Source organism: Rhizobium sp. BK176 (assembly GCF_024808055.1).
This window is the reverse complement of sequence record NZ_JANUBV010000014.1, coordinates 111361-124919: the sequence shown is the minus strand read 5'-3', so window position 1 is coordinate 124919 and position 13559 is coordinate 111361. Positions and strand designations below refer to the sequence as shown.

The window sequence follows — 13559 nt, the reverse complement described above, 5'->3', positions numbered from 1 at the left end:
AACGATCATGCCTATGAAACCCGGTGATATCGAAGACATGATCAAAGCCGGCATCCCCGGCGCCAGGGTGACCATCCGAGATCTCGCTGGTGACGGCGACCATTATGCTGCCGAGGTCGTCGCCGAAGCATTTCGCGGAAAGAGCCGCGTGCAGCAGCACCAGATGGTCTACGAGGCTCTTAAGGGTAACATGGGCGGCATATTGCACGCCCTGGCCCTGCAGACATCGGCACCCGATTGATATCGAACGCAAAATGCCCGGTTAGAAGCCGGGCATTTTGCTGTAGCCGGCCTCGGCAAGCACGAGTGCCGAGCGTGGGCCGGCCGTCAGCAGCGTGAAATCAAACGGCGCCCGCAGATCCGACCCCAGGACATACTGTCGGTGCACGCGCAGAAAGTCCTTTTTGATCTTGCGGTAATGTTCGACCGTCAGCATTTGCTTGACGCGGATGAACACCATCTTGGCAGGGCGTAGATCGCCATGTCCGCAAACGGCCACGACCGGCACCTTGTAGAAGTGAATTGCATCCGTCAGGCACTGGACGTCGAGCCAATGGATGTTCTCGCAGCGGGCGATCAAGCCCACTCGTGACCGCAACAATTTCGCCGGGCGCAATAGCGCGCATTGCAGAAGCGCCGACCCGAGCGTTGCGAACACTACTCTCTTATCGCGGAAGACATCTGGTTGTTCCTCGAGAAGGCGCCCGATCACATGCGCGGCAACGCTCGAACCCATGCTGTGAGACGAGATCACGTATTCATCCGCCGATTCCGACAAAGCGGCACGCGCTGCCACAGCACAGCGATCGAGCCATTCATTGAATTCCGCATGGCTCATGCGAGCGAGCGCTACCGCCATGCGCCAGTCCGCGAAGAGATGCAATGTGTAGAAGCGCTCGGCAACGGGCAGGAACGCGAAGATGAAGAAGCACGACGCCAACCCCACGCTCCAGAAGAGATGAGGGGCCGGCAATTCCATTCCAACCGGGATGACAGCGATCGTTGCGCTGAGCGAGAAGCCGAGGATCATCATCAGAAACGGGAAGATGAAGAACAGTCCAAATCGCCATGCATACTTGAAATAGCCGGCCATCCCGCCGTAACCGATTACCTGCAGAGCGGCCCAAAAGCCCGCGAGAATTTGCCACGCCCGGCTGCCGGCTCCAAGCCACTCCACGAGAGCATTGTGATCAAAGACATGAATATGGCTGTTGGTTTCCCAACCATCCGCAATCGACGTCACCTTGAAACTTGTCGAATCCGGCATGCATTTGGGCTCGCCGATGGTAACTCCACAGTCCCAAACCGCGGCACTTTGCTTTGCGGATCGTTCGTACCGTGCCTTGTGTGCACGCCCATCAAGTGGCTCGAACCCCGGAAAATGGAGAACCACCCTCTTCGAAATCAATGTCATTATTTTCTTTCGTTGCCGCGCACGCGGCCGATAAATTGCTGCGACGCATTCCGCGACAATTGTGGCGAAATCCGGGTAAGTTACCCCGAGACCGGTTGCGCCGAATGCCTTCCCGGGCCGGTTCAGCAACCGGCGTAACGCAAGCGCAACAATCCGCCTCCCGCAAACCGATAGGGTGCTCTTTTTTTGCCGGCGCCTGCTGGAATTCCGGCGATCACATGCTATCTAAGCTTAACGATTGAAACGGCGGGCCTTTAACTCGCCTGTGGAAAGGATTAGGTCCCTATGAGCGGTATCAACGAATTCATCGACAACGAGATCAAGAGCAACGACGTCGTCCTCTTCATGAAGGGCACGCCGCAGTTTCCGCAGTGTGGTTTCTCCGGCCAGGTCGTGCAGATTCTCGATTACATCGGCGTCGATTACAAGGGCATCAACGTGCTCGCTGACTCCGAAATCCGCCAGGGCATCAAGGATTATTCCAACTGGCCGACGATCCCACAGCTTTACGTAAAGGGCGAGTTCGTCGGCGGCTGCGACATCGTCCGGGAAATGTTCCAGGCCGGTGAGTTGCAGCAGCACCTGCAGGAACACGGCGTCACCGTTCGCGGCGCCGCCTGACCTGCCCGGTCACCGGACGCTTCGCCCGGTTTCCAAATCTGTATTTTGAGTCCGAGGCGCTGTGCTGAACAGCGCCTTGGCCTGTTTATGGGAATTTCATTGTGACAGATTCATCACAAGCCGTGCACGCGGGCCGATTGCCCATGGGCAAAGGGGAGTTCATTGCGCTCGCAGCCTTCCTTATGGCGATCAATTCGCTCGCGATCGACATCATGCTTCCGGCGCTGCAGCAGATCGGTGCAAGCCTCGGCGTTGAGAGTGAAAATCATCGTCAGTTTGTCGTTTCTGCGTATCTCCTCGGCTTCGGTTCGGCGCAACTGTTCTACGGGCCCCTCTCCGACCGCTTTGGCCGCCGCCTGCCGCTTTTGATCGGTCTTGCGATTTATATCTGTTCCGCCCTTGGGATCGCACTGGTGCCGACTTTCACCGGCCTCCTCGTGCTTCGCTTCATCCAGGGTATTGGTTCCGCAGCTACACGCGTCATCACCATCTCCATCGTGCGAGACGTCTACGGCGGTCGCCAGATGGCAGAGGTCATGTCGCTGATCATGATGGTCTTCATGATCGTCCCCGTCATCGCGCCGGGGAGCGGTCAGATCATCATGTTTTTCGGCAGTTGGCACCTGATCTTCGTGTTTATCGCGGTGATGGCGGCGTTGATTTCGGGTTGGGCCTACATGCGCCTTCCCGAGACATTGCATCCTTCGAACGTGCGGCCGTTCACGGCGCGCTCCGTCATCGGCGGCTTCAAGCTTGTTCTCACGAACCGCATCGCGCTCTGCTACACGATCGCTACCACCTTCATCTTCGGATCGCTGTTCGGGTTTATCAATTCCGCCCAGCAGATCTACGTGGGGATCTATGATCTCGGCGCCTACTTTCCGCTCGCTTTCGCCGGTGTCGCCGTCTTCATGTCGCTGTCGTCGTTCCTCAACTCGCGGCTCGTCGGCAAGTTCGGGATGCGGCGCCTGTCGCATGGTGCACTGACCGGCTTCATCGCCGTCAACACCATTTGGCTCGCAGCGCTCCTCCTCGGGCCGCACCCGATGCCATTCTTCCTCTTTATCAGTTTCTTCGGCCTGGCGATGTTCCAGTTCGGCTGGATCGGCTCGAACTTCAATTCGCTTGCCATGGAACCGCTTGGTCATGTTGCGGGAACGGCCTCGTCCGTGCTGGGCTTCATGAGCACCGTCGGCGGCGCTCTGATCGGCGCCGGCATCGGACAGGCTTTCAACGGCACCGCACTGCCGATGGTCGCAGGCTATTTCACCGTCTCGATCATCGGTCTGATCTTCGTTTTGATCGCAGAAAAAGGGCGCCTCTTTCAACCGCATAATCCCGCGGTCTGAATGGGTCGCCCGTCCCGTATTTCAGGATTTCCATTATGACGCCACCACATAAACCTCATGTTGAGAATCAAGGCTCCCGCCGAATAGGCATGGGCTTCGTCGAATTTGTCATCACCATCGCCATCATGACCGCCAGTGTCGCGATGGCGATCGACAGCATGTTGCCGGCCCTGCCCGCAATCGGCCATTCGCTCGGCGTCGCCAACGCCAACGATGCGCAGCTGGTCATCGGCGTCTTCTTCCTGGGCTTCGGCGTCTCGCAGATCATTTTCGGCAGCCTGTCCGACACGTTCGGCCGCCGCAACATCTTGCTCGGCGGTTTGGCGGTTTACATGCTCGCCATGTTCGGCGCGGCAGCCACGGGCAGTTTTGAAATGCTGCTTGTCATGCGCTTTATACAAGGCCTCGGCGGCGCAGCGGTTCGCATCACCACCATGGCCATCGTTCGTGACTGCTTTGGTGGTCGCGAGATGGCCCGTGTCATGTCCTATGTAATGATCGTCTTCATGATCGTTCCGATCGTGGCACCTTCGGTCGGTCAGCTGATCATCACCTATGCCAACTGGCACTGGATCTTCATCCTGCTTGGTCTCGTTGGTGGGATCCTGTTTGTCTGGGCATCACTGCGCTTGAAGGAATCGCTTCCGAAGGAAGAGCGCATTCCGCTATCGGTCGGCTCCGTCCTCGATGGCTTCAAGACCGTTCTGACGAATAAGATCACGTGCGGCTATATGATCGGCCTGACAATGTTCACAGCTGTCATCAGCGCCTACGTCATTTCGGTCCAGCAGGTTTTCGGTGAAGTCTACGGCCTTGGCGATTGGCTGCCGATTGCCTTTGCGGCAACGGCAGGCGGCATCGCGGTCGCAAACTTCGCCAACGGCTTCTTCGTGCGTAAGTTCGGCATGCGGCGTATCTCGCATGTCGCCATGATCGTCTTCACCATTGTTTCGGCAATCGGCTACGTCAAAGCGCTGGGCGGACGGCCCGATTTCGCCTTCGCCTATGCGCTGTTTACGATCCTGCTGATGATGTTCGCAGTCATCGCGACCAACTTCACAGCGATCAGCCTGGAGCCGATGGGTAACCTCGCTGGCACAGCAACCGCCATCACCGGCTTCGTGTCCACGACCTTCGGCGCGATCCTCGGCGGCACTGTTGGCCAGCTCTTCAACGGCACTGTCCAGCCGCTCTTCGGTGGCTTTGCCGTGTTCGGTGCGATCAGTATCGCGGCGACGCTCTGGGCGGAAGGCGGCAAGCTCTTCACGCATCCGGGCGACAGCCCGCAACTCATTTCTAACGCGTAGAGCGTTCCTTATCGCCCGCGACACGTTGTTGCGGGCGCAATTCTTTCAGGAGTTAGCGCCACACAAGAGCAACCGACAGAGCCAGCGCAAACGCCATGGCGATATTGAAGAACCTCGCCGCGCGTGAGGTCCGCAGAACCTGGGCCACGAGAGCACCTAGGACGAGCCAAAGGAACCCAGCCGGAAACGCGGCTGCTGCAAACAGCACACCCATCCACAAAGCGCCGCTAGTCTGAGCCTGCTGCGAGGATACAAGGAAGGTGCTACCTGCGCTCAGCGCGACCAGCCAGCCTTTCGGGTTCAGCCATTGGAATAGAAAAGCCTGCCGAAATCCGACCGTCCGCCTCTGTCCATTCGCTTCAACCGTGCCGGCATTGGCGATCTTCCAAGCCAGCCACAGCAGAAACAGAGATCCCGCCATCTTCAGCGCTATTACGATGGCCGGTGCGGCTGCGACAATTTCTCCGACGCCAAAAGCACTTAGAACGATCATCACGCCCATGCCCAGCGATGCGCCGAGCGGACAGCCGATGCCTCTCAAGGTACCGACAGCGGCACCGGTGGACAGGATCATGGTGTTGCTGGGTCCCGGCGTAACGGCCGCGATAAACGCAAACAGCAAGAAAGCCAGCGCCTGCGCGATATCCATCATTCCCTCCTCGTCATTTCAAAAGCGAGAGGATATCTACGATAGGCGTGCCTATCCGTATTGTACGTCTGTGCGCACGGCGTTCTGTTGGGAGCGCCAATATCGCACCCACGAAGCGCAAGTTAGTGGTGGCAGTCCGCGTGTGGCGGCCGCCTCGATATCAGATGGTGAAGACTTCACGCCGCAGAATGTCCCAGCTGTCGTGGTCAGGCGCAATCAGCAAGCCGCCGCGGGTGTGATGCGGGAGGTAGGGCGAACCGTCGAAACGGGCCGCATGGGCGCCAGCCTCGATGCTGATAAGTGTGCCCGCAAGATGATCCCAGGGCATCAGCTTGTTATACATCAGGTAGTGCACGTGGCCGCCAGCAAAGGCGCGGTATTCGTGAGCGGCGCAGCGATAGTTGGCAAGGAACCGAACCTTGGCCAAATTCGCAAGGATTTCACTGCGCTTCGGCTTCGGCAGAAAGCCGGTGGACGCCATGCCGACCATGTCCTCCAACGCGACGGGCGCCGCAACAGAGAGCCGTTCTGCCTCCCCGTCAGGACGTCGAAGCCATGCGCCGCCGCCTGTCTCCGCAATCACCCAATCGTCACCCATCGGGTCGTAGATGATGCCGGCAACGGTTTCACCCTTGAACACCACGGAGGCCATGACACCGAAAGCCGGAATCCCGGACGCGAAATTGAACGTACCATCCACCGGATCAACGACGATGGCAAGGTCCGCTCCCTCGAGCCTCCCAAGCAGGCCAGGATCCGCAGCGACCGACTCTTCCCCGATGAACACGGCATCTGGCCAAAGCGCGCCGGCTTCCGCCTTTATCATCCGCTCCGCCTGCAGGTCGGCTTCCGTCACCAGGTCGGTCGCCTCGCTCTTGGCGCGCACGTCATCGCTTCCAAGTCGACGGAAACGCGGCAATATCTCTGCCTTCGCCGCCCGCCTCAGGAGATCGGCTAGCGTCGTTACATCTATCGTGGAACTCATGGACTTTCCTTCTTTGGCGTGAGCGCCGACTATTCGCTCTTCGGCGCGGTCTCTCCGGCCATCAGGCCGGCGAAATCGAAAAGCTTTGGATCGAGCAGATGTGAAGGATTCACATGTGCGAGTGCTCTCAGCATCGTGTCCTTGCGGCCCGGCATGCGCCGTTCGATATCGGCGAGCATGTCCTTCATCGCATTGCGCTGCAGCCCGTCCTGGGAGCCGCAGAGATCGCAGGGAATGATTGGAAACTGCATGGCAGCCGCAAACTTCGCCATGTCGTCTTCCGCGCAGTAGGCGAGCGGGCGCAGTACCATCAGGTTGCCCTCGTCATTGAGCAGCTTCGCCGGCATCGAGGCGAGCCGCCCGCCATGGAAGAAGTTCATGAAGAAGGTCTCGAGGATATCCTCGCGGTGGTGGCCAAGCACCAGTGCGTCACAGCCCTCCTCCCTGGCAACCCGGTAAAGATTGCCGCGGCGCAGCCGTGAACAGAGCGAGCAATACGTCGCGCCCTCCGGAACCTTCTCCTTCACGATCGAATAGGTATCTCGATATTCGATCCGATGCTTGACCCCGACCTTGGTAAGATACTCAGGCAGGATATGCTTGGGGAAGTTCGGCTGGCCCTGGTCGAGATTGCAGGCGATCAGTTCCACCGGCAGAAGACCGCGCCACTGCAGGTCGAGGAGAAGGGCGAGCAACCCGTAGGAATCCTTGCCGCCGGAGACACCGATCAGCCAACGCTTCTGCCCCTTCAGCATCGCAAAATCGTCGAATGCCTGCCTGACGTTTCGCAGCAGCCGCTTGCGCAGCTTGTTGAACGATACCGAGTTCGGAGCTTCGGCAAAGAGCGCGTGCGCGATCGCGCCGTCCGCGTTCGGCGTTTCAAGCTCATCGGCAATGTTGGCTGCGATGTTCATTCTCTCTTCCAATCAGTCACTGCCTCCGCCTTAGCAGAAAGCGCCAAGACAACCCAGCATCAATCCCCGAAAACCGACCAGCCCGTGCGCGCGGCCAGCATCTCGAGCGCGACAGCACCGAGCTGTGAGTTGCCGACCTTGTTCAGGCCCGGTGACCACGCAGCGATGGACGCGATGCCGGGGGCCACAGCAAAGATACCGCCGCCGACGCCGCTCTTTCCGGGAAGGCCGACGTGGTAGGCGAAGTCGCCGGAACCATCGTAGTGGCCGCATGTCAGCATCAGCGCATTGATGCGCCGGGCCCGCTTCGGCGATACGACCGAATGGCCGGTCATCGGGTTGCTGCCACGTGCGGCAAGGAAGAGCCCTGCCTTCGCCAGTTGCTCGCAAGTCATCGATAGAGCGCACTGGTGGAAATAGACGCCAAGCACGTAATCGACGGGATGATCGAGGTTGCGATAGGAACGCATGAAATTGGCGAGCGCCGCATTGCGGTAGCCCGTCTGCGTCTCTGACTTTGCAACGCGATCATCGATGCTGATCGACTCATCATCCGCCAGATAGCGGACGAACCGCAGCAACTCGCCAATCGCCTCGCGCGGCGCATGGCCGGCCATGACGACATCTGTCACGGCAATCGCACCGGCGTTGATGAAGGGATTGCGCGGAATGCCCTGCTCGTGCTCGAGCTGGACGATCGAATTGAACGCCGAGCCCGAAGGCTCACGGCCGACGCGCTTCCACAAGCCCTCGCCGACTTTGCCGAGCGCAAGCGTCAGCATGAAAACCTTTGAAATGCTCTGGATGGAGAACGGCACGTCTGCATTGCCGACGTTATAGACCTTGCCGTCTACGGTCACCACGCTCAAGCCGAACTGGTTCGGGTCCACCTTGGCAAGCTCTGGAATATAGTCCGCAACTTTGCCTTCGCCGATACGGGGCGCCAGTTCCTTATGGATGCTGTCGAGAACTGCCTGCAAGTCCGTCATCGTACCTCTCCAGATAACAAAAAAGCCGCCCCAAGAGGCGGCTTTTCCGTAAGCGAAAACGCCTCGCGATTAACGCGAATAGAATTCGACCACCAGATGCGGCTCCATGACGACCGGATAAGGTACGTCGCCGAGCGCCGGAACACGAGCAAAGGTCGCAACCATCTTGTTATGGTCGACTTCGATGTAGTCCGGAACATCGCGTTCAGCCAGGGAAATCGATTCCAGAACGGAAACGAGCTGCTTCGACTTCTGACGAACTTCGATGACATCGCCAGCCTTGCAACGGTAGGAACCGATGTTGACGCGGACGCCGTTCACGGTCACGTGGCCGTGGTTCACGAACTGGCGGGCAGCGAAAACGGTCGGAACGAACTTGGCGCGATAGACGATCGCGTCCAGACGGCACTCCAGAAGACCGATCAGGTTTTCAGAGGTGTCGCCCTTGCGGCGGGAGGCTTCAGCGAAGATTGCACGGAACTGCTTCTCGCGCAGGTCACCGTAGTAACCCTTGAGCTTCTGCTTGGCGCGCAGCTGCACACCGAAGTCCGAAAGCTTGCCCTTGCGGCGCTGACCATGCTGGCCCGGGCCGTATTCGCGGCGGTTCACCGGGGACTTCGGACGGCCCCAGATGTTTTCGCCCATACGGCGGTCAATCTTGTACTTGGACGATTCGCGCTTGCTCATCGTATTTCCTTTCAGAGTGTTACGGCGGCTTGTTTCCAAACCGCTCGAAGGAAACACGCCCTCCTTTGATCTTCTTTCGAGGATCCGACAGGATCATCCTATTACGCGAACAGGACAAATCCACGGGACATGTCAAATGAAACACCGGACATCTCTGCCCGGTGCTGCGCGGTCTTTAGGGCGAAGTCGCTGGAATGTCAATCACAATTCCACGCCCTCGCCCCTCAATAACCCCGATGTGCCAGGCTTGGGAGCTTACTTGGCGCTCGCCGTTTCGGTCTTCAGGCCGAGTGCGTCGCTGATCGTATAGAACAGATCCGTCTGGTCCGTCAGGCCGGTGACATTGGCGGCACGCGGTCCAAAGGCAGCGATACGCAGCTGCGAGCCGGTGTGACCCTGATCGTCAGCGTCGTCGGAGTTGCCGTAGCTCACGGCCATGACAGCGCCGTCCTTCGTCATCAGCGCTTCCGTCAGGCCCGGAGCCTTCGTATCGGCATCGACGATCTGGCTGGCGTGCGCATGGTCGGCGGTGACGATAACGAGCGTGTCGCCGGCTTCCTGAGCGAACTTCAGCGCTTCCTGAACGGCTTCGTCGAGATCAACCGTCTCGCCAATCTGCCCGCACGGATTGGCGGCATGATCCTGCTTGTCGATCGAGGCGCCTTCGACCTGCAGGAAGAAGCCCTTCTCATTTGTCCGGAGCAACTCGATCGCCTTCGACGTCATCTGTGCCAGCGTCGGGGTTGCTGCCGTGCGCTTCTCGTTCGGCTTGCAGACGACAGGTTCCTTCTCGACATTGCCGTAGTGGCTGGCCTTCGGGCCTTCCCAGCGAACAGGCATGTTGCCCTCGGCAAACAGGCCGAGCACCGGCGCGCTGTCGTTCGCCTGCTTGACAGCCTGGAGCTCGTCGAGATTCGAGACGATCTTGTAACCACGCTCCTCGGCCTGCTGACGAAGCGTCTTGTCCTTCCATTCGCCTGCCTTCGCGGCTTCGGCGAAGCTCTTGGCGCCGCCGCCGAGCGTCACGTCGGCGCGTGCATTGAGCAACTGCTCGCTGATCGATCCCTTGCCGCCGTTTTCAAGCGCGTTCGTCGGGCACTTCTCGGTCGTGGACAACGGGCTGTAGCACTTGCGCTGGGTCACGTGTGCGATCTGGACTGCGGGCGTCGCATCCTGCAATTCGGCCGTCGAGACGTTGCCCGTGCCGATGCCGGCGGCCTTTGCCTTTTCGAGGAGGGTTTCGTGCGCCTTCTCGTGAATGTCGACGCCGATTGCGCCGTTATAGGACTTAACACCGGTCGCCCAGGCGGTGCCCGAGGCAGCGGAGTCGGTGACGTAGGTCGGCTTGCCCGTCTTCTTGTCGAGCGAATAATGCGTGTACTGGCCGGTGACCGGCAGCGCATCAATGCCCTTGAAATACTGGCCGGCGCCAACCGCGTAGTTGCGCGCGATGGTGATTTCGGAATCGCCCATGCCGTCGCCGATCAGCAGGATGACGTTCTTCGGGCGTGTGTCGCTCAGCGCCGCGCGATAGGCTTCGGTGATATCGCCGGAAAGGCGGCGTGCGCCACCAGGAGCACTCAGATCGGCGCTTGCCGCGCGCTGCAGAAGCTTGTTCGCTGCATCGTCGGCATAGCCTGGCTGAATGGCGACGGTTGCAAGCAGGCCGCCGACGACAAGGCGCAGCAGCGGGTGACGAACATTGTTTCTCATGACCGAGATCTCCTTTTGATAATCCGCATCGACCGCATGGGTCGCGCGCCTTATCCACCACCCGAATGAAGCTCTTGTGACAAAAGCAACTTCTTCGTGTGACATTTGAGATCGACTATAGACCGAGCCGATTACCCGCGCTCGATCCAGTCTTCATTCCGCTGCGGAGCGCATTTCATCCGCATCGGGCGCGTTGGCATCGCCGGGGGCTGTCTGGCAATTCATATCGGGGAACGCGACGATGCGCTTGCCGGCGAAATCCGTGTGGACCACGACCGTCCCCTGCTCCTCGAAATAGCCGAGCAGACGTCGCGCCCGCCGGGCCGAATGAGTGCCGTAAGCCCGGGCAATCCGCGCATCGGATGGGCACGGCTCGCCGCAGACCGCAGCCTTTGCCAGCATCAGGAAAACACCCTGCAGATCGTCGGTGACACCCGAAGAGAGCGACAATGCCGTTGCCCAGGCCTCGGTCTCTGCCGTGGCGGCATCCACGCCGGAGCGAGAAATCGCCACGCGGCGCCGAAACTCCGGCAGGGACATCGGAGGGCCCGGGACCCGGCGCATGCGAAGGCGCACAAGGAAGTCCTGATAAAGCACCGAATCCGTTCGGAATCCCGAGCTTGGATCGTCGAGTATCTCGTGCAGCACCGCCGTCAGCCTTTCCTCGCGCTCCTCGGCGGACAATTCGGGCTGAGAGGAACGCGCCTCCGAGACGGGCGCCGAGGCAGCAGGCGCGGACCGCGACAGTTCGGCAAGAATGTCGGTGGTCGGACGTGGCGCCGGCGGAGCACGGCGCACGATTGGCCTCTGGAACTCCTCTGGATCCGGCGTGAAGATTAGGTCCTCGACGTCCTGCGGGGCATCCGGCAGCGGCATGAGCTTCGGACTCGAGGAACGCGCGGAGGTCTCGACATTGCCGATCTGGATTGGCAGTGGGCGACGTGACAGAGCTGGCCCGAGCGCAACGAAATTGCCCCGCTTCAGATCGCGGAACATTTCCGCCTGCCGCCGATCCATCCCGAGCAGATCGGCCGCACGCGCCATGTCGATGTCAAGGAAGGTGCGGCCCATCAGGAAGTTCGAGGCTTCGGCGGCCACGTTCTTGGCAAGCTTTGCCAAGCGCTGCGTCGCGATCACCCCTGCAAGACCGCGCTTACGACCGCGACACATCAGGTTCGTCATGGCGCCGAGCGACATCTTTCGCGCGTCGTCGGAAACTTCGCCAGCGACCGACGGCGCGAACATCTGCGCTTCATCGACCACCACGAGGACCGGATACCAGAACTCGCGATCGGCATCGAACATGCCATTGAGGAAGGCTGCGGCGGCGCGCATCTGCTGCTCGATCTCAAGCCCTTCCAGCGTGAGAACGCAGGAAACGCGGTGCTGCCGGATGCGGTTGGCGATGCCGGCAAGCTCCGCTTCCGTACGCTCACCATCGACGACGACATGACCGAATTTGTCCGACAAGGTGACGAAGTCACCCTCGGGATCGATGATGACCTGCTGCACCCACTGCGCGGACTGCTCGAGCAGACGACGGAGCAGATGCGACTTGCCGGAGCCGGAATTGCCCTGCACCAGAAGACGGGTAGCCAGAAGCTCCTCGATATCGAGCGTGGCCGGATTGCCTCCCGACGCCGATCCCATATCGATACCAACCTGCAATGTCACATTCCTCTTTCAATCAAACACGGCGTCGTAGCAGATCAGACCGTGTCTTTGGCAACACGGCAACACAAACCCACAGGAGAAAACGTCAGAACCTGGGCTTCAGCATCCGTGTGAAAACCAAGCTGATCAGCAGCGGAACCAGCAAAATGGCAAGCCCGACGCGCAACCCCAAGACCTCGGCGATGAAGCCGATCAACGGAGGTCCGATCAGGAAACCTGTGAGAGCCATGAAGGACAGGATCGCGACGTTGGCTGCCGCCGGTCGGTCCTTGAGGCTCGCCGCGGCAGTGACAGCCAGGGGAAAACCGACCGACACGCCGATCCCGACCAAGGCAAACCCCGCCAGAGTCACCAGGCTATGCCAAGCAAAGACGACAATCAGCATTCCTGTAAGAGCCGCCACCCCACAACCACGGGCCAGCGCGATTGCCCCGAAACGCTGCTTCAGGTGGTCGCCGCTGAAGCGTCCGGTCGCCACCATCATCGCGAAAATCGTGTATCCGATACCCGTCATCATGCCGTCTGTCTGGAAAACGTCCTTGAGATAGACGGCGGACCAGTCGGCAATCGCGCCCTCGGTCATGGTGATCCCGAAGACGAAGGCGCAGATGCCGAGAAGCGCGCTGCTCGGCAGCTTGAACGGCATGTGCGGCGGAACCGAGCCCGCCTCGCGATCGGGCGGCAGACGAAGGCTCGCGACGATGGCAAACGGCAGAACGACGAAGGCGGCTGCCATGATCGCCCATTCGGCAGGGGCAGCAATCGCGACCATTCCCGAACCAAGCAGGCTGCCGGCCATGATACCAAGGCTCCAGAAGCCATGGCAGCGGTTCATGATGATGGAGCCAGTATCCTTTTCGGCGCGGTCCGCTTCGACATTAAGCCCCAGCTCCAACGTCGACATTGCAACGCCAAGCAACGCCAACGCGATGAACAGCTCGATCGACGTTCGAGAGAAAGCGGGAAGGCAGACGATCACCGAGAAGACGACAAACCCGGCTAGAACGGTGGTCTTACCCCCTATCCGCGCCACCACTCGCCCGGCAAAGGGCAGCGTCACGAGAATCCCGACCGGCATGCCGAGCAGCGCCAACGCAAGATCGGCTGGACCAAGCTCCAGCCGGGCCTGAATTTCGGGGATGCGCGGCAGCCAACTGCCGAATGCTATCGGCTGCAGGAAAAAGATAGCCATTACAAGCTTTTGAAAGGACATGCGGAGCTCGGCGGGATCGATGCGAATCACAACCCCAGTTTGCG

General features: G+C 60.0%; 13 protein-coding genes. 4 read left to right on the top strand and 9 right to left on the bottom strand.

Features of this window, described 5'->3' with window-relative positions:
- Positions 1-7 precede the first annotated feature (7 nt).
- Positions 8-241: a BolA/IbaG family iron-sulfur metabolism protein gene (locus FHT76_RS29990; protein WP_183757455.1), complete on the top strand. Its 234-nt coding sequence runs from the start codon at positions 8-10 to the stop codon at positions 239-241.
- Between the two features lie 21 nt (positions 242-262).
- On the opposite strand, the gene FHT76_RS29985 is transcribed toward FHT76_RS29990, so the two are convergent.
- On the bottom strand, positions 263-1414 hold the full coding sequence (locus FHT76_RS29985) for a hypothetical protein (RefSeq protein WP_183862619.1): 1152 nt from the start codon (positions 1412-1414) through the stop codon (positions 263-265).
- Positions 1415-1699: 285 nt separating this feature from the next.
- Here FHT76_RS29985 and grxD point away from each other — a divergent pair, with 285 nt between their 5' ends.
- The 3 genes from grxD to FHT76_RS29970 all read left to right on the top strand — a co-directional run bounded on the left by grxD (position 1700) and on the right by FHT76_RS29970 (position 4691).
- A complete protein-coding gene (gene grxD, locus FHT76_RS29980; RefSeq protein ID WP_016554134.1) occupies positions 1700-2035 on the top strand; it encodes a Grx4 family monothiol glutaredoxin in 336 nt (111 codons plus the stop codon).
- Between the two features lie 143 nt (positions 2036-2178).
- Positions 2179-3384, top strand: a complete 1206-nt coding sequence (locus tag FHT76_RS29975) for a multidrug effflux MFS transporter (RefSeq protein ID WP_183757512.1) — start codon at positions 2179-2181, stop codon at positions 3382-3384.
- 35 nt (positions 3385-3419) lie between these two features.
- Entirely contained in the window at positions 3420-4691 is a 1272-nt protein-coding gene (locus FHT76_RS29970) for a multidrug effflux MFS transporter (protein ID WP_183862621.1), read from the top strand.
- Positions 4692-4743: 52 nt separating this feature from the next.
- Here the strand turns inward: FHT76_RS29970 and FHT76_RS29965 are convergent, their stop codons facing one another.
- The 8 genes from FHT76_RS29965 to FHT76_RS29930 form a co-directional block, all read right to left on the bottom strand.
- Positions 4744-5343, bottom strand: coding sequence for a LysE family translocator (locus tag FHT76_RS29965; RefSeq protein WP_246712617.1), 600 nt, complete (start codon positions 5341-5343; stop codon positions 4744-4746).
- Between the two features lie 157 nt (positions 5344-5500).
- Positions 5501-6325: an inositol monophosphatase family protein gene (locus tag FHT76_RS29960; RefSeq protein ID WP_183862623.1), complete on the bottom strand. Its 825-nt coding sequence runs from the start codon at positions 6323-6325 to the stop codon at positions 5501-5503.
- Between the two features lie 29 nt (positions 6326-6354).
- Positions 6355-7239 carry a tRNA 2-thiocytidine(32) synthetase TtcA gene (gene ttcA / locus FHT76_RS29955; protein WP_183862625.1) on the bottom strand — a complete coding sequence of 295 codons (885 nt, stop codon included), beginning with the start codon at positions 7237-7239 and terminating at the stop codon, positions 6355-6357.
- Positions 7240-7298: 59 nt separating this feature from the next.
- A complete protein-coding gene (locus tag FHT76_RS29950; protein ID WP_183862627.1) occupies positions 7299-8228 on the bottom strand; it encodes a glutaminase in 930 nt (309 codons plus the stop codon).
- A 69-nt stretch (positions 8229-8297) separates the two neighbouring features.
- Positions 8298-8915, bottom strand: a complete 618-nt coding sequence (rpsD, locus tag FHT76_RS29945) for a 30S ribosomal protein S4 (protein ID WP_183757462.1) — start codon at positions 8913-8915, stop codon at positions 8298-8300.
- 255 nt (positions 8916-9170) lie between these two features.
- Entirely contained in the window at positions 9171-10628 is a 1458-nt protein-coding gene (gene phoA, locus FHT76_RS29940) for an alkaline phosphatase (protein WP_183862630.1), read from the bottom strand.
- Positions 10629-10781: 153 nt separating this feature from the next.
- Entirely contained in the window at positions 10782-12296 is a 1515-nt protein-coding gene (locus FHT76_RS29935) for an ATP-binding protein (protein WP_183757513.1), read from the bottom strand.
- Positions 12297-12387: 91 nt separating this feature from the next.
- Positions 12388-13515: an MFS transporter gene (locus FHT76_RS29930; protein WP_183757464.1), complete on the bottom strand. Its 1128-nt coding sequence runs from the start codon at positions 13513-13515 to the stop codon at positions 12388-12390.
- Positions 13516-13559: the final 44 nt, after the last annotated feature.

Bases quoted from the DNA above. Each gene is read 5' to 3' on its own strand.
- phoA (WP_183862630.1), bottom strand. From the start codon at position 10,628: ATGAGAAACAATGTTCGTCACCCGCTGCTGCGCCTTGTCGTCGGCGGC.
- FHT76_RS29975 (WP_183757512.1), top strand. From the start codon at position 2,179: ATGGGCAAAGGGGAGTTCATTGCGCTCGCAGCCTTCCTTATGGCGATC.
- rpsD (WP_183757462.1), bottom strand. From the start codon at position 8,915: ATGAGCAAGCGCGAATCGTCCAAGTACAAGATTGACCGCCGTATGGGC.
- FHT76_RS29930 (WP_183757464.1), bottom strand. From the start codon at position 13,515: ATGTCCTTTCAAAAGCTTGTAATGGCTATCTTTTTCCTGCAGCCGATA.
- FHT76_RS29985 (WP_183862619.1), bottom strand. From the start codon at position 1,414: ATGACATTGATTTCGAAGAGGGTGGTTCTCCATTTTCCGGGGTTCGAG.
- ttcA (WP_183862625.1), bottom strand. From the start codon at position 7,239: ATGAACATCGCAGCCAACATTGCCGATGAGCTTGAAACGCCGAACGCG.
- grxD (WP_016554134.1), top strand. From the start codon at position 1,700: ATGAGCGGTATCAACGAATTCATCGACAACGAGATCAAGAGCAACGAC.
- FHT76_RS29990 (WP_183757455.1), top strand. From the start codon at position 8: ATGCCTATGAAACCCGGTGATATCGAAGACATGATCAAAGCCGGCATC.
- FHT76_RS29960 (WP_183862623.1), bottom strand. From the start codon at position 6,325: ATGAGTTCCACGATAGATGTAACGACGCTAGCCGATCTCCTGAGGCGG.
- FHT76_RS29965 (WP_246712617.1), bottom strand. From the start codon at position 5,343: ATGATGGATATCGCGCAGGCGCTGGCTTTCTTGCTGTTTGCGTTTATC.
- FHT76_RS29950 (WP_183862627.1), bottom strand. From the start codon at position 8,228: ATGACGGACTTGCAGGCAGTTCTCGACAGCATCCATAAGGAACTGGCG.
- FHT76_RS29970 (WP_183862621.1), top strand. From the start codon at position 3,420: ATGACGCCACCACATAAACCTCATGTTGAGAATCAAGGCTCCCGCCGA.